Origin of the sequence: Enterobacter sp. WPR_3_1 (assembly GCF_003635055.1) — a bacterium.
GTDB lineage: Bacteria > Pseudomonadota > Gammaproteobacteria > Enterobacterales > Enterobacteriaceae > Enterobacter > Enterobacter ludwigii.
Window position 1 is genome coordinate 265,604 of sequence record NZ_RBXU01000010.1, and the last position, 20,682, is coordinate 286,285.

A 20,682-nucleotide genomic window follows, 5' to 3' on the forward strand; every position below is an offset into this window, starting at 1 on the left:
CATATTAATGAAATCACAGGCCGGACGTCCGGCCTGAGGAGTAAGTGAATGAAAGGTACTGTTTTTGCCGTAGCGCTGAACCACCAGAGCCAGCGCGATGCCTGGCGCGACGCGTTTGAAAAAGCCCCCTACCACACGCCGCCAAAAACCGCCGTGTGGTTTATCAAACCGCATAACACCGTGATCCGCACGGGCGACCCCATTCCCTTCCCGCAGGGAGAAACCGTGTTAAGCGGTGCCACGGTTGCGCTGGTTGTGGGCAAAACGGCGCGTAACGTTCCCGTGGACGAGGCGGCGGAGTTCATCGCCGGTTACGCGCTTGCCAACGAGGTGAGCCTGCCGGAAGAGAGTTTTTATCGCCCGGCGATCAAGGCCAAATGCCGTGACGGCTTTTGTCCGCTGGGAGAGCTGGCCGCCGTCGACCACGTTGATAACCTGACCATCGTCACCGAAATTAACGGCCGGGAAGCGGACCACTGGAACACCGCTGACCTGCAGCGCAATGCCGCCGAACTGCTGAGCGCCCTGAGCGAGTTCGCCACCCTCAGTCCGGGCGATGCCATTCTGCTCGGCACCCCACACTCGCGCGTCCCGCTGCAGCCGGGCGATCGCGTACGCATTCTGGCGAAAGGCTTCCCGTCCCTGGAAAACCCGGTGGTTGATGAACGCGAGGTCGCCCATGCGCAAGGCCCACATCCGCACGCCACGCTGTTCGCGCTTGGTCTGAACTACGCCGATCACGCCAGTGAGCTGGCGTTTACGCCGCCAACGGAACCGCTGGTGTTTATCAAAGCCCCCAACACCGTGACCGGCGATAACCAGACCTCGGTCCGCCCGAACAACATTGAGTACATGCACTACGAGGCGGAGCTGGTGGTGGTCATCGGCAAAACGGCGCACAAGGTCAGTGAGCGCGAGGCGATGGACTATGTCGCGGGCTATACCGTCTGCAACGATTACGCCATCCGTGACTACCTGGAAAACTACTACCGCCCGAACCTGCGGGTGAAAAGCCGCGACGGGTTGACCCCCCTCAGCCCGCATATCGTGCCGAAAGAGGCCATTCCCGACCCGCATAACTTAACCCTGCGCACCTTCGTGAACGGTGAATTGCGCCAGCAAGGGACCACTGCCGATCTGATCTTCAGCATCCCGTTTCTGATTGCCTATCTCAGCGAGTTTATGACCCTGCAGCCCGGCGACATGATTGCCACCGGCACGCCAAAGGGTCTGTCTGACGTACAGCCTGGCGACGAAGTGGTCGTGGAAGTAGAGGGCGTGGGCCGCCTGGTGAACCGCATTGTCAGTGAGGAGACTGCAAAATGAAAAAAATAAACCATTGGATTAACGGTAAAAACGTCGCAGGAAGTGATTACTTCCACACCACTAACCCGGCCACCGGAGAGGTGCTGGCGGAGGTCGCGTCCGGCGGTGAAGCTGAAATTCATCAGGCCGTGGCGGCGGCCAAAGAGGCATTCCCGACGTGGGCTAACCTGCCGATGAAAGAGCGCGCACGCCTGATGCGTCGCCTCGGGGATCTTATCGATCAACACGTTCCGGAGATTGCGGCCCTCGAGACCGCCGACACCGGCCTGCCGATCCACCAGACCAAAAACGTGCTTATACCACGCGCGTCGCACAACTTCGCGTTCTTCGCCGAAGTGTGCCAGCAGATGAACGGTAAAACCTACCCGGTCGACGACAAGATGCTCAACTACACCCTGGTGCAGCCGGTGGGGGTCTGCGCGCTGGTGTCGCCGTGGAACGTGCCGTTTATGACCGCCACCTGGAAGGTTGCGCCGTGCCTGGCGCTGGGCAACACCGCGGTGCTGAAGATGTCTGAGCTCTCCCCGCTGACCGCCGACCGTCTGGGCGAGCTGGCGCTGGAGGCCGGTATTCCGGCGGGCGTGCTGAACGTGGTGCAGGGCTATGGCGCAACGGCGGGCGATGCGCTGGTACGTCACCACGACGTGCGCGCCGTCTCCTTTACCGGCGGCACCGCCACCGGGCGCAACATCATGAAAAACGCCGGACTGAAGAAATACTCCATGGAGCTGGGAGGGAAATCTCCGGTGCTGATTTTTGAAGATGCGGATATCGAACGCGCGCTGGACGCCGCCCTGTTCACCATCTTTTCCATCAACGGCGAGCGTTGCACTGCTGGCTCACGCATTTTCATTCAGCAGAGCATCTACCCGGAATTCGTCAGGCGCTTTGCCGAGCGCGCGAACCGTCTGCGCGTGGGTGACCCGACCGATCCGAACACTCAGGTTGGCGCGCTGATCAGCCAACAGCACTGGGAAAAAGTCTCCGGCTATATCCGTCTTGGCATTGAAGAGGGTGCGACCCTGCTGGCGGGCGGCCCTGACAAACCCACCGATCTCCCTGCTCACCTGAAAAACGGCAACTTCCTGCGCCCGACCGTGCTGGCAGACGTCGACAACCGGATGCGCGTGGCCCAGGAAGAGATCTTCGGGCCGGTTGCCTGCCTGCTGCCGTTTAAGGACGAAGCCGAAGGGTTGCGTCTGGCTAACGACGTGGAGTACGGCCTGGCGTCATACATCTGGACCCAGGACGTCAGCAAAGTGCTGCGCCTGGCGCGCAATATCGAAGCCGGAATGGTGTTTGTAAACACCCAGAACGTGCGCGATCTGCGTCAGCCGTTTGGCGGCGTGAAGGCTTCCGGTACCGGGCGCGAAGGGGGCGAATACAGCTTCGAGGTGTTCGCTGAAATGAAAAACGTCTGCATCTCCATGGGCGACCATCCGATTCCAAAATGGGGGATCTGAGTATGGGCAAGTTAGCGTTAGCGGCAAAAATTACCCACGTTCCATCAATGTACCTCTCTGAGTTGCCGGGAAAAAACCACGGCTGCCGCCAGTCCGCCATCGACGGACATAAAGAAATCAGCAAGCGCTGCCGGGAGCTGGGCGTCGACACCATTATTGTGTTCGATACCCACTGGCTGGTGAACAGCGCCTACCACATCAACTGCGCGGATCATTTCTCCGGCATCTACACCAGCAACGAGCTGCCGCATTTTATCCGCGACATGACCTACGACTACGACGGTAACCCGGCGCTCGGCCAGCTTATCGCCGACGAAGCGGTGAAACTCGGTGTACGTGCCAAAGCGCACAACATCCCGAGCCTCAAGCTGGAGTACGGCACGCTGGTGCCAATGCGCTACATGAACAGCGATAAGCACTTCAAAGTGATCTCTATCGCCGCGTTCTGCACCGTCCACGACTTCGCCGACAGCCGCAGGCTGGGCGAGGCCATCGTCAGCGCGATTCAGAAATACGACGGCACCGTGGCGGTGCTCGCCAGCGGTTCGCTGTCGCACCGTTTTATCGACGACCAGCGCGCCGAAGAGGGAATGAACAGCTACACCCGCGAGTTCGACCGTCAGATGGACGAACGCGTGGTGAAGCTGTGGCGTGAAGGCAAGTTCAGGGAGTTCTGCAGCATGTTGCCGGAATATGCCCACTACTGCTACGGCGAGGGCAACATGCACGACACGGTGATGCTGCTGGGGATGCTCGGCTGGGACACATACGACGGCAAGGTGGAGTTCCTCACCGAGCTGTTCCCCAGCTCCGGCACCGGCCAGGTTAACGCCGTTTTCCCCCTGCCCGCGTCCGCGTAAGGAGCCACCATGCCGCACTTTATTGCTGAATGCACTGACAACATCCGCGAGCAGGCGGACCTGCCTGGACTGTTCGCCAAAGTGAACGACGCGCTTGCCGCCACGGGAATCTTCCCACTCGGCGGTATCCGTAGCCGCGCGCACTGGCTGGACACCTGGCAGATGGCCGACGGTAAGCACGATTACGCCTTTGTGCATATGACGCTGAAGATTGGCGCCGGGCGCAGTCTGGAGAGCCGGGAGGCGGTGGGAAAGGCACTGTTTGAGCTGATTAAAACCCACTTCGCCGACCTGATGGCATCGCGCTATCTGGCGCTCTCTTTTGAAATAGACGAGCTGCACCCGACGCTCAATTACAAACAAAACAACGTGCACGCTTTGTTTAAGTAGCGCCCTTACCGGGCCGACAACGGCTTTGAACGCAAGCCGGGTGAGCAGCACGCCACCCGGCAACAACAGGAAATCGCCATGCTCGATAAACACACCCATACCCTGATCGCCCATCGTCTGCATCAGGCGGAGCAGTCCCGGGAGCAGATCCGCCAGATCTCGCTCGACTACCCGACGATCACCCTTGACGACGCCTACGCCGTACAGCGCGAATGGGTGAGCCTGAAAATCGCCGAAGGTCGCGTGCTGAAAGGCCACAAGATTGGCCTCACCTCCAAAGCGATGCAGGCCAGCTCGCAGATTAGCGAGCCGGACTACGGCGCTCTGCTCGACGACATGTTCTTCCACGACGGCAGTGATATCCCTGCCGACCGCTTTATCGTCCCGCGCATCGAAGTGGAGCTGGCCTTCGTGCTGGCAAAACCCCTGCGCGGCCCAAACTGCACCCTGTTCGACGTCTACAACGCCACGGATTACGTCATCCCCGCGCTGGAGCTGATCGACGCCCGCTGCCACAACATCGATCCCGAGACCCAGCGTCCACGCAAGGTGTTCGATACCATCTCCGATAACGCCGCCAACGCAGGTGTGATCCTTGGCGGTCGCCCGATTAAGCCCGACGAGCTGGATCTGCGCTGGATCTCCGCCCTGCTCTACCGCAACGGCGTCATTGAAGAGACCGGGGTCGCCGCGGGCGTGCTCAACCACCCGGCCAACGGTGTGGCATGGCTTGCTAATAAACTCGCGCCGTACGACGTTCAGCTGGAGCCTGGCCAAATCATCCTCGGCGGTTCGTTTACCCGCCCGGTGCCGGCCAGCAAGGGCGATACCTTCCACGTGGACTACGGCAAGATGGGCTCCATCAGCTGCCGTTTTGTTTAGGAGACCACCATGGAAAACAGATTCAAAGCGGCGCTCAGCGCCGGAAAACCGCAAATCGGCCTCTGGCTGGGGCTGACCAGCAGTTACAGCGCCGAGCTGCTGGCCGGTGCGGGTTTCGACTGGCTGCTGATCGACGCAGAGCACGCGCCCAATAACGTGCAAACCGTCCTGACCCAGCTGCAGGCGATCGCGCCTTACGCCAGCCAGCCGGTGGTACGCCCGTCGTGGAACGATCCGGTCCAGATCAAACAGCTGCTGGACGTCGGGGCGCAAACCCTGCTGGTGCCGATGGTACAAAACGCCGATGAAGCCCGGCTGGCGGTGCGCGCCACGCGTTATCCACCGGCGGGGATCCGCGGCGTGGGCAGCGCGCTGGCTCGCGCCTCGCGCTGGAACCGCACGCCTGATTACCTGCAGCGCGCTAACGATGCCATGTGCGTGCTGGTGCAGATTGAAACGCGCGAGGCGCTGAAAAATCTGCCGCACATCCTCGATGTGGAAGGCGTGGACGGGGTGTTTATTGGCCCGGCGGATCTGAGCGCCGACATGGGCTTTGCCGGAAATCCGCAGCACCCGGAAGTCCAGGCCGCCATCGAGAAGGCCATTGCGCAGATCCGTGCGGCAGGCAAAGCGCCCGGCATCCTGATGGCTAACGAGCCGCTGGCAAAACGCTACCTCGAGCTTGGCGCGCTGTTTGTCGCCGTCGGGGTCGACACAACCCTGCTTGCACGCAGCGCCGAGGCGCTGGCGGCACGTTTTATCGATATCCCGGTTACGTCAGTAAATAACAATAAATCCGTCTACTAAACGTACGATGTGGAGCGCAACATGACGACCTCTACCCTGCAAACCCATGATAATAAAGCTGTAGAACACCGCGTTATTCAGAAGCTGTTTCGTCGTTTGATCGTGTTTCTCTTTATCCTGTTTGTCTTCTCGTTTCTTGACCGCATAAACATCGGCTTTGCCGGGCTGACGATGGGCAAAGATCTGGGCCTCACCTCGACCATGTTTGGCCTGGCCGCCACCCTGTTTTACGTCACCTACGTGATATGTGGGATCCCCAGCAACATCATGCTGGCGAAGGTCGGCGCCCGGCGCTGGATCGCCGGGATCATGGTGGTGTGGGGCATCGCTTCCACCTGCACCATGTTCGCCACCAGCCCGCACACGCTCTATGTGCTGCGCATGCTGGTGGGCATTGCCGAGGCCGGATTCCTGCCGGGGATCCTCGTCTATCTCACCTGGTGGTTCCCTGCCTACCACCGCGCCCGCGCCAATGCGTTGTTTATGATCGCCATGCCGGTGACCATGATGCTCGGCTCGATCCTCTCCGGTTATATTCTGGCCATGGACGGGCTGTGGAACCTGAAAGGCTGGCAATGGCTGTTCCTGCTGGAGGGGCTACCGTCCGTAGTGCTCGGCGTAGTGACGTGGTTCTACCTGAACGACACGCCGGATCAGGCCAGCTGGCTGGATGACGACGAAAAGCAGGCGCTTAAAACAATGATCGCCCGCGAGCAGGAGTCGGCCATCGCCCGCCCCGTCACGCCGCGTTCGACGCTGCGCGAAGTGTTTACCCCGGCCGTGCTGCTCTATACCCTGGCCTATTTCTGCCTCACGAACACCCTGAGCGCGATTAATATCTGGACGCCGCAGATCCTGCAAAGCTTCAACACCGGCAGCAGCAACATTGTGATTGGCCTGCTGGCGGCGATCCCGCAGTTTTGCACCATCCTCGGGATGATCTGGTGGAGCCGCCGCTCCGACAGGCTGAAAGAGCGAAAAAAGCACACCATTCTGCCGTACCTCTTTGCGGCGGCAGGATGGCTGCTGGCCTCAGCGACCCACCACAGCCTGATCCAGCTGCTTGGCATCATCATGGCCTCAACCGGATCGTTTACCGCCATGGCGATCTTCTGGACCACGCCGGATCGGGTTATTAGCCTGCAGTCGCGGGCGGTCGCACTGGCGGTGATCAATGCCATCGGTAACGTCGGATCCGCCGTCAGCCCGCTGTTGATCGGCATTCTGCGTGACAGCACCGGCAGCTTCAGCTCCGGGTTGTGGTTTGTTGCCGGCTTGCTGGTGGTCGGCGCGCTGGTGCTGACACGTATCCCGATGACGCAGCGGGAAAGCCTTGAGCACGAGCCGGGTATGGCGGCGCAGAAAATCCCGTAAGGAGCGGCTATGTGCCAGAACCCGATCGCGAATATCGACATCAGCAAAGAGTACGACGAAAGTCTGGGAACGGATGATGTTCACTATCAGTCGTTCGCCCGCATGGCGGCCTTTTTTGGCCGCGACATGCAGGCTCACCGTCACGACCAGTATTTTCAGATGCACTTTCTGGATACCGGACAGATCGAACTGCAGCTCGACGATCACCGCTACTCGGTGCAGGCTCCGCTATTTGTGCTCACGCCCCCGTCGGTGCCGCACGCGTTTATTACCGAATCCGACAGCGACGGGCACGTTCTGACGGTGCGCGAGGATCTGATCTGGCCGCTGCTGGAAGTGCTCTACCCCGGCACGCGGGAAGCCTTTGGCCTGCCGGGGATCTGCCTCTCGCTGGCCGATAAGCCGGACGAACTGGCGGCACTGAAGCACTACTGGCCGCTGATTGCCCGGGAATCTACGGAACAACTGCCCGGGCGCGAACACATGCTGGTTCTGTTAGCCCAGGCGGTGTTCACCCTGCTGCTGCGCAACGCGAAGCTCGACGATCACGCCGCCAGCGGCATGCGCGGCGAGCTGAAACTGTTCCAGCGCTTTACCCAGTTGATTGACGTCCATTTTCATGAGCACTGGACGGTGCCGGAATATGCCAGCGAGCTGCACCTGACCGAATCGCGTCTGACCGATATCTGCCGGCGCTTCGCCAACCGCCCGCCGAAGCGGCTGATTTTTGACCGTCAGCTGCGTGAAGCGAGGCGGATGCTGCTCTTCTCCGACAGCGCGGTCAGCGAAATCGCCTGGCAGCTGGGGTTTAAAGACCCGGCCTATTTTGCCCGGTTTTTTAATCGGTTAGTGGGGTGTTCGCCGAGCGCGTATCGGGCGCAAAAAGTGCCGGTGTCGTCTGTTACCCCACCCCAGCCCTGACCCTCGCCCGGGTTCAGGGTGAGGGAAATCACACTCTGCGATCATATGCGAAAAGTACCAGCCGTTGTCCCAATCGTCCCTTCACGTTCCCCCCCGCTCAGGCTTCAATTAAACAACAAAAACAAAACATAAATTTAACATCACTGTTCCGATACGAGGTCCCTATGAAGCCTGAAGATTTCCGCGCTGATGCCAAACGTCCGTTAACCGGTGAAGAGTATTTAAAAAGCCTGCAGGATGGCCGTGAGATTTATATCTACGGCGAGCGCGTCAAAGACGTGACCACTCATCCGGCGTTTCGCAATGCGGCAGCCTCCATCGCGCAGATGTACGATGCGCTGCACAAGCCTGACATGCAGGACACGCTGTGCTGGGGCACCGATACCGGCAGCGGCGGCTACACCCATAAGTTTTTCCGCGTGGCAAAAAGTGCCGACGACCTGCGTCAGCAGCGTGACGCCATCGCCGAGTGGTCGCGCCTGAGTTACGGCTGGATGGGCCGCACCCCGGACTACAAGGCGGCGTTTGGCTGCGCGCTCGGTGCCAATCCGGCGTTCTACGGCCAGTTCGAACAGAACGCCCGCAACTGGTACACCCGTATTCAGGAAACCGGGCTTTACTTCAACCACGCCATCGTTAACCCCCCCATCGACCGTCACAAACCGGCAGACGAAGTAAAAGACGTCTACATCAAGCTGGAAAAAGAGACCGACGCCGGGATCATCGTTAGCGGCGCAAAAGTGGTGGCAACCAACTCGGCGCTGACTCACTACAACATGATCGGTTTTGGCTCCGCGCAGGTCATGGGCGAAAACCCGGACTTCGCGCTGATGTTCGTTGCGCCAATGGACGCCGAAGGCGTGAAGCTGATCTCTCGCGCCTCTTACGAAATGGTGGCAGGTGCGACCGGCTCTCCGTACGACTACCCGCTCTCCAGCCGTTTCGACGAAAACGACGCGATCCTGGTGATGGATCATGTGTTGATCCCCTGGGAAAACGTGCTGATCTACCGCGATTTCGATCGCTGCCGTCGCTGGACCATGGAAGGCGGTTTTGCCCGCATGTACCCGCTGCAGGCCTGCGTACGTCTGGCGGTGAAGCTCGATTTCATTACCGCGCTGCTGAAGAAATCGCTGGAGTGTACCGGCACCCTGGAGTTCCGCGGCGTGCAGGCGGATCTCGGGGAAGTGGTGGCCTGGCGCAACATGTTCTGGGCGCTGAGCGACTCCATGTGTTATGAAGCCACGCCGTGGGTGAATGGCGCGTACCTGCCGGATCACGCGGCGCTGCAGACCTACCGCGTCATGGCCCCGATGGCCTATGCGAAGATCAAGAACATCATCGAGCGTAACGTCACCAGCGGCCTGATCTATCTGCCGTCCAGCGCGCGAGACCTGAACAATCCGCAGATCGACCAGTATCTGGCGAAATACGTGCGCGGCTCCAACGGCATGGATCACGTGGAACGTATTAAGATTTTGAAACTGATGTGGGATGCCATCGGCAGCGAGTTTGGTGGTCGTCACGAGCTGTATGAGATCAACTACTCCGGCAGCCAGGACGAAATCCGTCTGCAGTGTCTGCGTCAGGCACAGAGCTCTGGCAACATGGACAAAATGATGGCAATGGTCGACCGCTGCATGTCCGAGTACGACCAGCATGGCTGGACGGTGCCGCACCTGCACAATAATTCCGATATCAACATGCTGTATAAGCTGCTGAAATAACGCAGCGGGAGGTTTCAATGCATACAGAACAACGCCTGCGTTTTCGCGATGCGATGGCCAGCCTGTCGGCGGCGGTTAACGTTGTCACCACCGAGGGCGATGCAGGACGCTGCGGTATCACCGCCACCGCCGTCTGTTCGGTCACGGACACCCCGCCATCGCTGATGGTCTGCATCAATGCCAACAGCGCCATGAACCCGGTTTTCCAGGGTAACGGTAAGCTGTGCGTCAACGTGCTGAACCATGAGCAGGAGATCATGGCCCGCCACTTCGCCGGGATGACCGGCATGGCAATGGACGATCGCTTTGCCCTCTCCTGCTGGCAGAAAGGTCCGCAGGGGCAACCGGTGCTGAAGGGCGCGCTGGCAAGCCTTGAAGGCGAGATTAGCCAGGTGCAAACCATCGGCACCCATCTGGTTTATCTCGTTGAAATTAAAAATATCATTCTGAGCGAAGCGGGACACGGCCTGATCTATTTTAAACGCCGTTTCCACCCCGTCATGATGGAGACTGAAGCCGCAGTATGACCCCCTCCTGCGCTGGCCGTTTCCCGGCCAGCGCCAATTTCCACAAAAATTCCTAAGGTTTCCGCTTAATCACGCCGTTATATAGCCATAAGAGAAATTTTCTGTGTCTGAATACTGACAATACATGTCAGTGCGACCCGCATCATTCAGCGCATACCCTAATATACAGGAAGACCTTATGGCTAAATCGACGCGGAGCCGCTCGGCTGAACGTCTGGTCGATATTCTGGTTGAGTTACATTTAAATGGTGTGGTAAACCGCAGTGCGCTCATGGAAAAATTTAAAATTACCGAGCGCACCGTCTACCGGGATTTAAATGCGCTTTCACCTATTGTGGAACATACCGGTAACGGACTGTATCGTCTGATCCACTCCGCACAATCTCCCGGTGGACAAGGATTACATCACACGATTGCTAACTTCCTGAATGCCGATAGCTTTTTCCCGGAAAGAAATACGGAATTCTGGCAGAAACTTGAGACACGCGTTGACGAAAATCATATTCTTATTCTTGGCAACGAAGCAGAGCACACGGTAGAACGTGATATTCGTCGCTATTTATCGAAAATCGAGAAATCGATTAAGAATCGTAATGTATGCCAGATCGTTTATAAGGGTAAAACCCGCCTGATTAATCCCTATAAACTCATTAACAATAAAAATATATGGTATTTACAAGCCACCGAGAATAGCCGGCTAAAATCCTTCTCGTTGAGTCAGATTAGCTGGTTTGATATTCAACAAAAAACCTTCACGCCGGAAGAAAATGCGCTCGAACTGCTGGAAAAAAGCCTTGATCCGTGGGTGTCGGAAGACACTTTCGAAGTGAAAATATTCATTAAAGATACTATTTCACATTACTTTATGCGCCGCGACCTGCTGCCAGAACAAGAGCTTGTCGGTGAGCAGCACAACGGCGTCACGCTGCGCTGTCAGGCGGCACACGAGAACCAGATCCTGCCGCTGCTGTTCTACTGGCTGCCGAACATTCAAATTCTGGAGCCCAACTGGCTAAAAGAGAAGCTGCTTAAAACGCTGGAAAATTATCTGGCGGTAGAGCGCACAGCAGATAACCACGTGATCTCAATCACATAATTTCTCCCGGCGGCGGCGAGACGGAACCACTCGCCGCCCTCTTTGACCGCTCACCTGGCCCTTTCAACCGCTCATTCATTTACCTGTCTTTACACGCGCGTGGTTCTGGCACGATCGCTCCAGCATTAATCAATACCTCCTCATAACGAACCCTGACCCTTTTTCATTACATAAAAAACCAGGTCTTACTATGGATACGAAAAAACTACTGAAGCACGTGCCCTGGGCGTTACTCGGGATCCTCGGCGCTTTTTGTCTGGCGGTTGTCGCACTACGCCGGGGCGAACACGTAAGCGCCCTGTGGATCGTCGTTGCGTCTGTCTCCGTCTATCTTGTTGCTTATCGCTACTACAGCTTATACATCGCGCAGAAGGTCATGAAACTCGACCCAACGCGTGCCACTCCGGCGGTCATTAATAATGACGGCCTCAACTACGTGCCCACCAACCGCTACGTGTTGTTTGGTCACCACTTTGCCGCTATCGCCGGTGCGGGTCCGCTGGTCGGCCCGGTTCTGGCCGCGCAGATGGGCTACCTGCCTGGTACCCTGTGGCTGCTCGCGGGCGTAGTGCTGGCCGGGGCGGTGCAGGACTTTATGGTGCTGTTTATCTCTTCTCGCCGTAACGGCGCCTCTCTGGGTGAGATGGTGAAAGAGGAGATGGGCCGCGTGCCGGGGACCATCGCGCTGTTCGGCTGCTTCCTGATTATGATCATCATCCTCGCGGTGCTGGCATTAATCGTGGTGAAAGCGCTGGCCGAAAGTCCGTGGGGGGTCTTCACCGTCTGCTCTACCGTGCCGATTGCGCTGTTCATGGGTATCTACATGCGCTTTATCCGCCCGGGTCGCGTGGGTGAAGTGTCGGTGATTGGTATTGTGCTGCTGGTTGCATCCATCTACTTCGGTGGCGTGATTGCGCACGACCCGTACTGGGGCCCGGCGCTGACCTTCAAGGACACCACCATCACCTTCGCGTTGATTGGGTATGCGTTTGTCTCCGCTCTGCTGCCGGTCTGGCTGATCCTGGCACCGCGTGACTACCTGGCGACCTTCCTGAAAATCGGCGTTATTGTCGGTCTGGCGATCGGCATCCTGGTGATTAACCCGGATCTGAAAATGCCGGCAGTGACCCAGTACATCGACGGTACCGGTCCTCTGTGGAAAGGTGCGCTGTTCCCGTTCCTGTTTATCACCATTGCCTGCGGTGCGGTCTCTGGCTTCCACGCCCTGATTGCTTCCGGTACCACACCGAAGCTGCTGGCTAACGAAAAAGACGCGCGTCTGATTGGCTACGGCGCAATGCTGATGGAGTCTTTCGTGGCGATCATGGCGCTGGTTGCCGCGTCCATCATCGAACCGGGTCTCTACTTCGCGATGAACACCCCTCCGGCAGGCCTGGGCATTACCATGCCAAACCTGCATGAGATGGGCGGTGATAACGCGGCGCTGATCATGGCACAGTTGAAAGATGCGAGCGCACATGCTGCTGCAACCGTCAGCTCCTGGGGCTTCGTGATTTCGCCTGAGCAGATCATGCAGACTGCGAAAGACATTGGCGAACCGTCAGTCCTGAACCGCGCCGGTGGCGCACCGACGCTGGCAGTGGGTATCGCACACGTGTTCCACAAAGTGCTGCCGTGGGCGGACATGGGCTTCTGGTACCACTTCGGTATTCTCTTTGAAGCGCTGTTCATCCTCACCGCGCTGGACGCCGGTACCCGTGCGGGACGCTTTATGCTGCAAGACCTGCTGGGTAACTTCGTGCCGTTCCTGAAGAAAACCGACTCTCTGGTGGCGGGTATTCTGGGAACCGCGGGCTGCGTGGGTCTGTGGGGCTACCTGCTGTATCAGGGCGTTGTCGACCCGCTGGGCGGCGTGAAGAGCCTGTGGCCGCTGTTCGGTATCTCTAACCAGATGCTGGCCGCTGTCGCCCTGGTTCTTGGCACCGTTGTACTGGTGAAGATGAAACGCACCAAATACATCTGGGTCACCGTGATCCCTGCGCTGTGGCTGCTGCTCTGCACCACCTGGGCGCTTGGTCTGAAACTGTTCAGCGCCAATCCGCAGCTGGAAGGCTTCTTCTTCATGGCTAACCAGTACAAAGAGAAAATTGCCGCAGGCGGCGCGGACCTCACTGCCCAGCAGATTGCCAACATGAACCATATCGTGGTGAACAACTACACCAACGCAGGTCTGAGCATTCTGTTCCTGGTGGTGGTGTACAGCATCATCTTCTACGGCATTAAAACCTGGCTGAACGTGCGTAACGCCGAGGGTCGTACGGATAAAGAAACCCCGTATGTCCCGGTACCGGAAGGCGGCGTGAAGACCTCTTCACACCACTAATCCGCCCTCGCATCCCTCTCCCTGCGGGAGAGGGTTAGGGTGAAGGGAAACAACGCCCGGCAGCCCCTGCCGGGCTTTTTCTATCTGGAAGGCACAATGTTTGGTAACTTAGGCGAAGCGAAAAAATACCTCGGTCAGGCGGCGAAAATGCTGATTGGCATTCCGGACTATGACAACTACGTTGAGCATATGAAGACCAACCATCCGGATAAACCGTACATGACCTATACCGAATTCTTCCGCGAGCGTCAGGAAGCGCGCTACGGCGGGAGTGGAGAAGGCGGCGTACGCTGCTGCTAAAGGAGAGACCATGACCCCGATTGCCGTCACCCTGCTGACCGGTTTCCTTGGCGCCGGTAAAACCACCCTGCTGCGCCACATTCTGAACGCGCAGCACGGCTTCAAAATCGCCGTGATCGAAAACGAATTCGGCGAAGTCTCGGTCGACGATCAGCTGATTGGCGATCGCGCCACGCAGATCAAAACCCTGACTAACGGCTGTATCTGCTGCACCCGCTCGAATGAATTAGAAGATGCCCTGCTGGATCTGCTCGACAGCCGCGATCGCGGTGAAATCGATTTTGACCGCCTGGTGATTGAATGCACCGGTATGGCCGACCCCGGCCCGATTATTCAGACCTTTTTCGCCCATGAGATCCTCTGCCAGCGCTACCTGCTGGACGGCGTCATTGCGCTGGTCGACGCGGTTCATGCCGACGAACAGATGAACCAGTTCACCCTCGCCCAGTCGCAGGTGGGCTACGCCGATCGCATCCTGCTGACCAAAACCGACGTGGCGGGCGACAGCGAAAAACTGCGCGAGCGCCTGACGCATATCAACTCGCGCGCGCCGATTTACATCGCGACGCACGGTGATATCGACCTCTCGCAACTGTTCAACACCAACGGCTTTATGCTGGAAGAGCATGTCACCTCGACGCCGCGCTTCCACTTTATGGCAGATAAGCAAAACGACGTCTCGTCGATTGTGGTCGAGCTGGATTACCCGGTGGACATCAGCGACGTCTCCCGCGTCATGGAAAACCTGCTGCTCTCTTTTGCCGACAGGCTGCTGCGCTACAAAGGGATGCTGTGGATTGATGGCGAACCGAACCGCCTGCTGTTCCAGGGCGTACAGCGGCTGTACAGCGCGGACTGGGACAGACCGTGGGGAGATGAAACGCCGCGAAGCGTCATGGTGTTTATTGGGCTACAGCTGCCGGAAGATGAGATCCGGACAGCGTTTGCAGCACTGCGCAAATAACCGTACGAACGCAGCCCTCTCCGCAGTTGCGGAGAGGGCTGGGAGATTATTTCAGCGCCTCGGGCAGCGTCACAATCCACAGTTCGCTTTCTGACGCCGGCTTCGCCAGCGGCTTCACGGCGAGGGTGGTCGCAACCGGTTTATCATCAATCGTGAGCGCGCCTTGCGAATTCACCCGATAATCCTTGAGCTTCTTGCCCTCGACCGGATTTTCCATCGCCACCTTCACGCCAAAGTCGTTATCGTTCGCGACCGCCAGCGTGTTGTTGTCAATCAGCGCTAGTCCTTCGGCCTTTTCCTGCTGCCAGCCAAGCGCGCGCAAATCCACGACCTGGGTTTTAGCCGCCAGCGTAATGCCGCGCTGGGCCAGCGTCTTCTCGTCATCAAACTCCGGGTATTCGCCCGGCTTATCGAAGCGTGTCAGATCGCTCGCCTTGCTGAGGTCCACCCTGTAGATGAGGTTGCGCATGCCATCGTTTTTATCGCTGCCCTGCTCAATCAGCAGCAGGTGCTGGTTATCAAGCGCCACAATATCGCCAATTTTGGCGTCACTGTTTTTGCTGTAGGCCGCGCTGTCGATGGGATAACCGTACATCGCGGTTTTCCCGGTCGCCGGGTCGAAGCTCACCAGGCGGGTAAACAGCGCCTGTTTTTTGCTTTTGCCGTCGATATCCAGCGTGCTTTGCACCGCGGCAATGATACGCCCGTCCGGCATACGGGTCAGGCCTTCAAAGCCCCGGTTTGGTTGACGCCATTTAATAATATTCGGCAAGCCGCCCGCGATGGATTTCTCGCCTTGCGCCGCCTGCGGACCCTGAATCGCCAGGATCTTGCCTTTGCTGTCGACGTTAATCAGGAACGGACCGTATTCGTCACACAGCCAGTAACCGCCTTTACCGTCCGGCGTGATACCTTCCGTATCCAGCCCGCGATTGTCGCCCTTCAGCACCTTTAATGTGTCACTGAACGCCACTTCATTGGTCGAGCCAATCACGCCGCTTTGCAGCGGCAGACCGTTGATCTCGCCTTTATCATCATGCAGAGGGCGCGCATCGACGGCCTCCGCTTTGCCATTTTGTACGCGAATCGTCATCAGCAGCGGAGCGAAATCGGGCGTGACAAAGATTTTGGCTTCATCTTTCCCCACTTTCGGCGAATCCGCATTCGGACCGCGATCGGTCACGGTCGCAAACGTCAGGGTATCGCCCTGTTTACCGGTAAACAGCAGGCCAGAGCCAATCCCGACCGGGAGCCCCTTCGGGAACGCACCGGCAAACGCGCCGCTGTAGCTCACGCGCGTGCCTTCGGGGAAGCTGACAACATAGTGTTCGGCCGTGGGCTGCGCCGCCAGGCCAGAGAAAGAGAGCGCACAACCGATAAGCACAGGAATAATTTTTCTTTTCATATTGTTAGTATCCAGAAAGTGAAGCCAACAACGTAAAGAACAAACGTGTCAGGAAAATGACACCGCAGAGAGACGCGGGCAGGCAATTGCAGGCGCATGAACCGCCATAAATGTAAAACTAAACCACAAAGTGTAAAATTTGAAATGTTTCTGGAAATTATTAGAAAGCCAATTAATTCATGTCAAACGGTTATCCTCTGTCTCGTTCAGTGTCTATTTAGTCAAAAAACTAAACCTGTCCTAAACGTCCAGGTAATACATATTGACCCGGCGATAACTAAACATGAAAGCAACATTTCAAAATCCAGCCATTAACAAAAACAGCATAAAAACACGACCTTAATCACATTTGCAGTCATAAACTTCGCTTGTTAAGGTGGCCTCAGATGAAATTAATGACGAGGCACAAAACATGAAAAAACTGAATGTTCTTCTTCTTTCTGCTCTGACCGTCCTGTCGGGTTCTGCACTGGCTATGGGCGGCACGATTGAGCAAGGTAAAAACTTTACTAACCTTAATCTGGAAATGGGTAAATCCTCATCCGGTGTGTACCTTGAAAGCAACTGGCTCAAAAACACTGACGACGGCACGCAAACAGGTGGCGTTGGCGCCGGTTACAACCTGGAAGTGGGCCCGGTGATGCTGAATGCCGGTGCCAAAGCAATCTACCTTGGCCCGAAAAAAGGCGATAACGGCGTGGCATTCCCCATCGGTGGCGGTATTAACGTTGCGCTGACCGACAGCATCCACGTGTTTGGCGAAGGGTATGCCGCACCAGAAGGTCTGAACAACAGCGTGAAAAACTACGTGGAAGCCAACGGCGGTGTGAGCTGGACGCCAATCACGCCTGTGACGCTGAAAGTGGGTTATCGTCACGTAAGCGTTGACGGCAAAGACGGTCGCCCTGGCCACACGCTGATCGACGGCGCATATGTAGGCGGTGGAGTCACCTTCTGATGAAACACCGCATTACCGCGCTTTGCGTTCTGAGCATCACGCTTCTGCTCACCGGTTGCGTCCAGTATAAATGGGTGAAACCGGGAGTCAGTGACGCTGAGATGAATAAAAGGCTCACGGAATGCGAAGCACAGGCCCTGATTGATCTGCCCCCGGACAATGTTGTGACCGGTTCGAGCTCGGAAAAAATGGACAAATCGAAAAAGAAAAAGGATATTTCCACGAGCTACACGGTTGAAGACGCGAATGAATATCGCCGGGATACCTTAGTCGACAGCTGCATGTTCAAAAGCGGCTGGGACAAGATTGAAGTGCAATAACCCCAAAAAAAACCTGCCGGATGGCAGGTTTTTTATTCGCGGAGTTACTTACGCACCACCACCAGCTTCTGGTTCACAAACTCTTTGATCCCCAGGTCCGACAGTTCGCGTCCGTAACCGGATCGCTTCACGCCGCCAAACGGCAGCTCTGGCGCGGTATCGGTGAGCCAGTTGATATACACCATGCCGGTCTCAATACGCGACGCCATTTTCTTCGCCCGCTCGATATCCTTGCTGAACACCGCGCCGCCCAGACCATAGTGGGAATCGTTCGCCAGTGCGACCGCTTCGTCATCATTTTTCACCACATAGATCTGCGCCACCGGGCCGAAGAACTCCTCAAAGTAGGCCGGGTTGTCGCGCGAGATATGCGTCAGGATCGTCGGCTCAAAGAAGCACCCGTCACGCTGCACCGGTTTGCCACCGTAATGCAGCGTCGCGCCGTTTTTCACCGCCTCGTTGACCTGTCTGGTCAACGTGTCCAGCGCATCCTGAGAGGACAGCGGCCCCAGGGTGGTGCTCTCGTCCAGCGGATCGCCAATCTTCACCTGCTTAAATGCCTCGGTGAATTTCGCGAGGAAGGCATCCGCAATCTTCTCATGCAGGATGAAACGCTTCGCCGCCGTACAGACCTGGCCGGCGTTATTGAGTCGGGCATTCACGCCCGTCTTCACGGCCTTCTCCAGATCGGCATCATCCAGCACCACAAAGACGTCGTTACCGCCCAGCTCCAGGGTCGATTTTTTGATGTGCTTCGCCGCCTGCGCCGCGACCACGCTGCCCGCTTTTTCGGAACCGGTCAGCGCGGCACCCTGTACACGATCGTCGGCGATGATGTTCGCCACCTGATCCGACGAAATAAACAGGTTGGTCCACGCCCCTTCCGGTGCACCGGCCTCACGCACCAGATGTGCAAACGTCTCTGCACAGTGCGGCACGATGCTGGCGTGTTTGGCGATCACCGGGTTACCGGCCGCCAGGTTCGGGGCGAGGACACGCATCAGCTGGTAATAAGGGAAGTTCCACGGCTCAACGGCCATCAGCACGCCAATAGGGTGGTGCTCGACCCACGCTTCCCCGAGTTCGGAGTTGTACTTCACCGGGGCGAGGAACCGTTGGGCATTATCCGCGTAGTAGCGGGCGATTTGCGCGCACAGTTTCACTTCACCGCGGCTCTGCTCAATGAGCTTACCCATCTCCTTGCTGGCAATTTTGGCCAGATCCTCCGTACGTTCGTCGATGAGGTCCGCAAGTTTACGCAGTACCGGCAGGCGCTGGTTAATGTCGCCTTTTGCCCAGTCCGAATGGTAAAGCGCATCGGCCGCCTTCAGCGCCGCTTCAACATCCGCGTCGGTATGGGAGGGATATTCTTTGATGAGCTGGTTTGTGGCAGGATTTACTGTCTGGTAAGCCATGTCGAATCTCCTTGTTTTACCGCTTAGGGTATTAAGGGTAGACAATATGACTGGCGATGGACGTAAAGTTGGGTATATCCGGAAGGTTCTTAGCGTGGTACTGCAACATGTCGCGCGGGCATGGTATAAAAAACGTTCCTGACAGGAGTCCCCCATGACCGAGACCCGACACATCCGCCAGACCTTTCATCGCGCCTGCGGCCACGAGCTGCGCAGCACGTGGCAGAGCACCCAGGCGTATAAACGTCATTGTCACCCACAGCTCTCTATTGGCGCGATCCTGGAAGGCCAGACGTGCTGCACAATCCATGACAGGGAGTATATCCTGACCCCTGGCGACATCATCGTCATCCCGGCGCATGCTCCCCACAGCTGCAACCCGGTGGCGGGGCAACCACGCAGCTACCATATGCTGTATATCGACACTGACCTTTCGCTGGCACTGCAGATCATTCGCGACCAAGCGCTGTTTAATCATTATCTTGACGTGGTTGAGAACATGACCGCGGCCTCCCTGAACGCACTGCTTTGCGCCCTTCCTCCCTCTACAGGCCGTACAGATAAGCCCCATTCATTGAGTCAGCAGGTGCAAGAGGCGTTTCTGTCGAACCTCACCGCCCCGCCTTCCCTTGACGACCTTGCCCGGCGGTTTTCACTGCGCAAAGAGACGTTAATCCGCACCTTTAAACAGGACACCGGCCTGACGCCAGGACGCTTTCTCAGCATCTCTCGCGTGGAATACGCCAAAGCGCGACTGCGTGCGGGAGATGATCTCGCCGATGTCGGTTACCAGAGCGGGTTTGCCGACCAGAGCCATTTCCATAAAACCTTCGTCAGCTACACGGCCGCCACGCCTCGCCAGTACGCGACGGGCCGATCAATATCAGACAATAATCAGGATACGTAACGCCGTAAGGTGATCTCCGTTTTTGCTCTGGAGGTCACGATGGAACTGTTCTTCCCTTCCGCTTTTCTCGCCCTGGCGCTGGCGCATTTTGTAGCCCTGTTAAGCCCCGGTCCGGATTTCTTTTTGCTGGTCGGTTACGCCGCGCGTTACCGGCTGCGCGGCAGTGCCGGGTTGTGCCTCGGTATCGCCGCGGGTAACGCGCTCTATATTGTGCTGGTGATTATCGGCTGGAGTGCCCTGCGCACGTTTTCGTGGCTGTTCACCCTTATCGAATTATCCGGCGCGCTCTACCTGCTCTGGATTGGATCGCGGCTGGCGCGCAGCCGCCCGCAGACGCTTGCGCTCAATGAGACTCATCAGCGGTGCCCCTCATTGCGTAAGCAAATCCTGCTGGGGCTTGGTTCGGCACTGTTAAACCCGAAGAATGCGCTTTTTTATCTGGCGCTCATGACGGCGCTGTTAGGGCCGGATGTCACGCTGCTTCAGCAGTCAACCTGCGGTGTCTGGATGGTAATGGTGGTGCTGGTCTGGGATTTAGCGCTGGTGTCGCTGATGGGCTTGCCCGTGGTTCAGCGGACGCTCAGCCGTTCACTCTGGCTGATTGAGCGAACCGCTGGCATGGTGCTGATGGCGTTTGGTGGGTGGGTCGTGTGGCGTTTTTTGCATTTTCTTCCCGCCTCCCTCTATTCTTAAGCC

Annotated in this window: 20 protein-coding genes; 18 read left to right on the forward strand and 2 right to left on the reverse strand. The window is 57.6% G+C overall.

Annotated elements, in window-relative coordinates; translation table 11 throughout:
- The first annotated feature begins 48 nt into the window (after positions 1 to 48).
- The 14 genes from hpaG (at position 49) to yjiA (ending at position 14,981) form a co-directional block, all read left to right on the forward strand.
- Positions 49 to 1,326 carry a 4-hydroxyphenylacetate degradation bifunctional isomerase/decarboxylase gene (hpaG, locus tag BJ887_RS12890; protein WP_121339941.1) on the forward strand — a complete coding sequence of 426 codons (1,278 nt, stop codon included), beginning with the start codon at positions 49 to 51 and terminating at the stop codon, positions 1,324 to 1,326.
- Positions 1,323 to 2,789 carry a 5-carboxymethyl-2-hydroxymuconate semialdehyde dehydrogenase gene (gene hpaE / locus BJ887_RS12895; RefSeq protein WP_014168491.1) on the forward strand — a complete coding sequence of 489 codons (1,467 nt, stop codon included), beginning with the start codon at positions 1,323 to 1,325 and terminating at the stop codon, positions 2,787 to 2,789. Before hpaG ends, hpaE begins: the two co-directional genes overlap by 4 nt.
- Positions 2,790 to 2,791: 2 nt before the next feature.
- Positions 2,792 to 3,649 carry a 3,4-dihydroxyphenylacetate 2,3-dioxygenase gene (gene hpaD / locus BJ887_RS12900; protein ID WP_020885307.1) on the forward strand — a complete coding sequence of 286 codons (858 nt, stop codon included), beginning with the start codon at positions 2,792 to 2,794 and terminating at the stop codon, positions 3,647 to 3,649.
- A gap of 9 nt (positions 3,650 to 3,658) precedes the next feature.
- Positions 3,659 to 4,039 carry a 5-carboxymethyl-2-hydroxymuconate Delta-isomerase gene (locus tag BJ887_RS12905; protein WP_059306539.1) on the forward strand — a complete coding sequence of 127 codons (381 nt, stop codon included), beginning with the start codon at positions 3,659 to 3,661 and terminating at the stop codon, positions 4,037 to 4,039.
- Between the two features lie 78 nt (positions 4,040 to 4,117).
- Positions 4,118 to 4,921 (forward strand): 2-oxo-hept-4-ene-1,7-dioate hydratase, encoded by an 804-nt coding sequence (gene hpaH / locus BJ887_RS12910; RefSeq protein WP_014168488.1) that lies wholly within the window; start codon positions 4,118 to 4,120, stop codon positions 4,919 to 4,921.
- Positions 4,922 to 4,930: 9 nt separating this feature from the next.
- Positions 4,931 to 5,728, forward strand: a complete 798-nt coding sequence (hpaI, locus tag BJ887_RS12915) for a 4-hydroxy-2-oxoheptanedioate aldolase (protein WP_032681713.1) — start codon at positions 4,931 to 4,933, stop codon at positions 5,726 to 5,728.
- Between the two features lie 21 nt (positions 5,729 to 5,749).
- Entirely contained in the window at positions 5,750 to 7,102 is a 1,353-nt protein-coding gene (hpaX, locus tag BJ887_RS12920) for a 4-hydroxyphenylacetate permease (RefSeq protein WP_020885310.1), read from the forward strand.
- Between the two features lie 9 nt (positions 7,103 to 7,111).
- Positions 7,112 to 8,023, forward strand: a complete 912-nt coding sequence (hpaA, locus tag BJ887_RS12925; protein ID WP_121339942.1) for a 4-hydroxyphenylacetate catabolism regulatory protein HpaA — start codon at positions 7,112 to 7,114, stop codon at positions 8,021 to 8,023.
- 164 nt (positions 8,024 to 8,187) lie between these two features.
- Positions 8,188 to 9,750: a 4-hydroxyphenylacetate 3-monooxygenase, oxygenase component gene (hpaB, locus tag BJ887_RS12930; RefSeq protein ID WP_121339943.1), complete on the forward strand. Its 1,563-nt coding sequence runs from the start codon at positions 8,188 to 8,190 to the stop codon at positions 9,748 to 9,750.
- A gap of 17 nt (positions 9,751 to 9,767) precedes the next feature.
- Positions 9,768 to 10,277 (forward strand): 4-hydroxyphenylacetate 3-monooxygenase reductase subunit, encoded by a 510-nt coding sequence (locus BJ887_RS12935; RefSeq protein WP_014168481.1) that lies wholly within the window; start codon positions 9,768 to 9,770, stop codon positions 10,275 to 10,277.
- Positions 10,278 to 10,455: 178 nt separating this feature from the next.
- On the forward strand, positions 10,456 to 11,373 hold the full coding sequence (locus BJ887_RS12940; protein ID WP_047955011.1) for a YafY family protein: 918 nt from the start codon (positions 10,456 to 10,458) through the stop codon (positions 11,371 to 11,373).
- 190 nt (positions 11,374 to 11,563) lie between these two features.
- A complete protein-coding gene (locus BJ887_RS12945; RefSeq protein ID WP_020885314.1) occupies positions 11,564 to 13,717 on the forward strand; it encodes a carbon starvation CstA family protein in 2,154 nt (717 codons plus the stop codon).
- Positions 13,718 to 13,813: 96 nt separating this feature from the next.
- Entirely contained in the window at positions 13,814 to 14,017 is a 204-nt protein-coding gene (locus tag BJ887_RS12950; protein ID WP_003856610.1) for a YbdD/YjiX family protein, read from the forward strand.
- 10 nt (positions 14,018 to 14,027) lie between these two features.
- Positions 14,028 to 14,981, forward strand: a complete 954-nt coding sequence (gene yjiA / locus BJ887_RS12955) for a GTPase (RefSeq protein ID WP_121339944.1) — start codon at positions 14,028 to 14,030, stop codon at positions 14,979 to 14,981.
- A 46-nt stretch (positions 14,982 to 15,027) separates the two neighbouring features.
- On the opposite strand, the gene BJ887_RS12960 is transcribed toward yjiA, so the two are convergent.
- Positions 15,028 to 16,386 (reverse strand): esterase-like activity of phytase family protein, encoded by a 1,359-nt coding sequence (locus BJ887_RS12960; protein ID WP_229216844.1) that lies wholly within the window; start codon positions 16,384 to 16,386, stop codon positions 15,028 to 15,030.
- A gap of 412 nt (positions 16,387 to 16,798) precedes the next feature.
- Here BJ887_RS12960 and BJ887_RS12965 point away from each other — a divergent pair, with 412 nt between their 5' ends.
- Together BJ887_RS12965 and BJ887_RS12970 are read left to right on the forward strand one after the other, a co-directional pair.
- Positions 16,799 to 17,344: a YfaZ family outer membrane protein gene (locus BJ887_RS12965; RefSeq protein ID WP_014168475.1), complete on the forward strand. Its 546-nt coding sequence runs from the start codon at positions 16,799 to 16,801 to the stop codon at positions 17,342 to 17,344.
- On the forward strand, positions 17,344 to 17,664 hold the full coding sequence (locus tag BJ887_RS12970; protein ID WP_032679568.1) for a hypothetical protein: 321 nt from the start codon (positions 17,344 to 17,346) through the stop codon (positions 17,662 to 17,664). The genes BJ887_RS12965 and BJ887_RS12970 overlap by 1 nt, the downstream gene beginning before the upstream one ends.
- Before the next feature lie 44 nt (positions 17,665 to 17,708).
- Here BJ887_RS12970 and BJ887_RS12975 read toward each other — a convergent pair whose 3' ends face one another.
- A complete protein-coding gene (locus BJ887_RS12975) occupies positions 17,709 to 19,079 on the reverse strand; it encodes an NAD-dependent succinate-semialdehyde dehydrogenase (protein ID WP_121339946.1) in 1,371 nt (456 codons plus the stop codon).
- A gap of 154 nt (positions 19,080 to 19,233) precedes the next feature.
- On the opposite strand from BJ887_RS12975, the gene BJ887_RS12980 reads away from it, so the two are divergent.
- Together BJ887_RS12980 and BJ887_RS12985 are read left to right on the forward strand one after the other, a co-directional pair.
- On the forward strand, positions 19,234 to 19,986 hold the full coding sequence (locus BJ887_RS12980) for an AraC family transcriptional regulator (protein ID WP_121339947.1): 753 nt from the start codon (positions 19,234 to 19,236) through the stop codon (positions 19,984 to 19,986).
- A 39-nt stretch (positions 19,987 to 20,025) separates the two neighbouring features.
- Positions 20,026 to 20,679 carry a LysE family translocator gene (locus BJ887_RS12985; RefSeq protein WP_047743322.1) on the forward strand — a complete coding sequence of 218 codons (654 nt, stop codon included), beginning with the start codon at positions 20,026 to 20,028 and terminating at the stop codon, positions 20,677 to 20,679.
- Positions 20,680 to 20,682 lie beyond the last annotated feature (3 nt).

Coding starts and splice junctions, on each gene's coding strand:
- BJ887_RS12905 (WP_059306539.1), top strand. CDS start 3,659: ATGCCGCACTTTATTGCTGAATGCACTGACAACATCCGCGAGCAGGCG.
- hpaH (WP_014168488.1), top strand. CDS start 4,118: ATGCTCGATAAACACACCCATACCCTGATCGCCCATCGTCTGCATCAG.
- BJ887_RS12945 (WP_020885314.1), top strand. CDS start 11,564: ATGGATACGAAAAAACTACTGAAGCACGTGCCCTGGGCGTTACTCGGG.
- hpaE (WP_014168491.1), top strand. CDS start 1,323: ATGAAAAAAATAAACCATTGGATTAACGGTAAAAACGTCGCAGGAAGT.
- BJ887_RS12940 (WP_047955011.1), top strand. CDS start 10,456: ATGGCTAAATCGACGCGGAGCCGCTCGGCTGAACGTCTGGTCGATATT.
- hpaA (WP_121339942.1), top strand. CDS start 7,112: ATGTGCCAGAACCCGATCGCGAATATCGACATCAGCAAAGAGTACGAC.
- hpaD (WP_020885307.1), top strand. CDS start 2,792: ATGGGCAAGTTAGCGTTAGCGGCAAAAATTACCCACGTTCCATCAATG.
- BJ887_RS12980 (WP_121339947.1), top strand. CDS start 19,234: ATGACCGAGACCCGACACATCCGCCAGACCTTTCATCGCGCCTGCGGC.
- BJ887_RS12965 (WP_014168475.1), top strand. CDS start 16,799: ATGAAAAAACTGAATGTTCTTCTTCTTTCTGCTCTGACCGTCCTGTCG.
- hpaG (WP_121339941.1), top strand. CDS start 49: ATGAAAGGTACTGTTTTTGCCGTAGCGCTGAACCACCAGAGCCAGCGC.
- hpaI (WP_032681713.1), top strand. CDS start 4,931: ATGGAAAACAGATTCAAAGCGGCGCTCAGCGCCGGAAAACCGCAAATC.
- BJ887_RS12950 (WP_003856610.1), top strand. CDS start 13,814: ATGTTTGGTAACTTAGGCGAAGCGAAAAAATACCTCGGTCAGGCGGCG.
- BJ887_RS12960 (WP_229216844.1), bottom strand. CDS start 16,386: ATGAAAAGAAAAATTATTCCTGTGCTTATCGGTTGTGCGCTCTCTTTC.
- BJ887_RS12975 (WP_121339946.1), bottom strand. CDS start 19,079: ATGGCTTACCAGACAGTAAATCCTGCCACAAACCAGCTCATCAAAGAA.
- yjiA (WP_121339944.1), top strand. CDS start 14,028: ATGACCCCGATTGCCGTCACCCTGCTGACCGGTTTCCTTGGCGCCGGT.
- hpaX (WP_020885310.1), top strand. CDS start 5,750: ATGACGACCTCTACCCTGCAAACCCATGATAATAAAGCTGTAGAACAC.
- hpaB (WP_121339943.1), top strand. CDS start 8,188: ATGAAGCCTGAAGATTTCCGCGCTGATGCCAAACGTCCGTTAACCGGT.
- BJ887_RS12935 (WP_014168481.1), top strand. CDS start 9,768: ATGCATACAGAACAACGCCTGCGTTTTCGCGATGCGATGGCCAGCCTG.
- BJ887_RS12970 (WP_032679568.1), top strand. CDS start 17,344: ATGAAACACCGCATTACCGCGCTTTGCGTTCTGAGCATCACGCTTCTG.
- BJ887_RS12985 (WP_047743322.1), top strand. CDS start 20,026: ATGGAACTGTTCTTCCCTTCCGCTTTTCTCGCCCTGGCGCTGGCGCAT.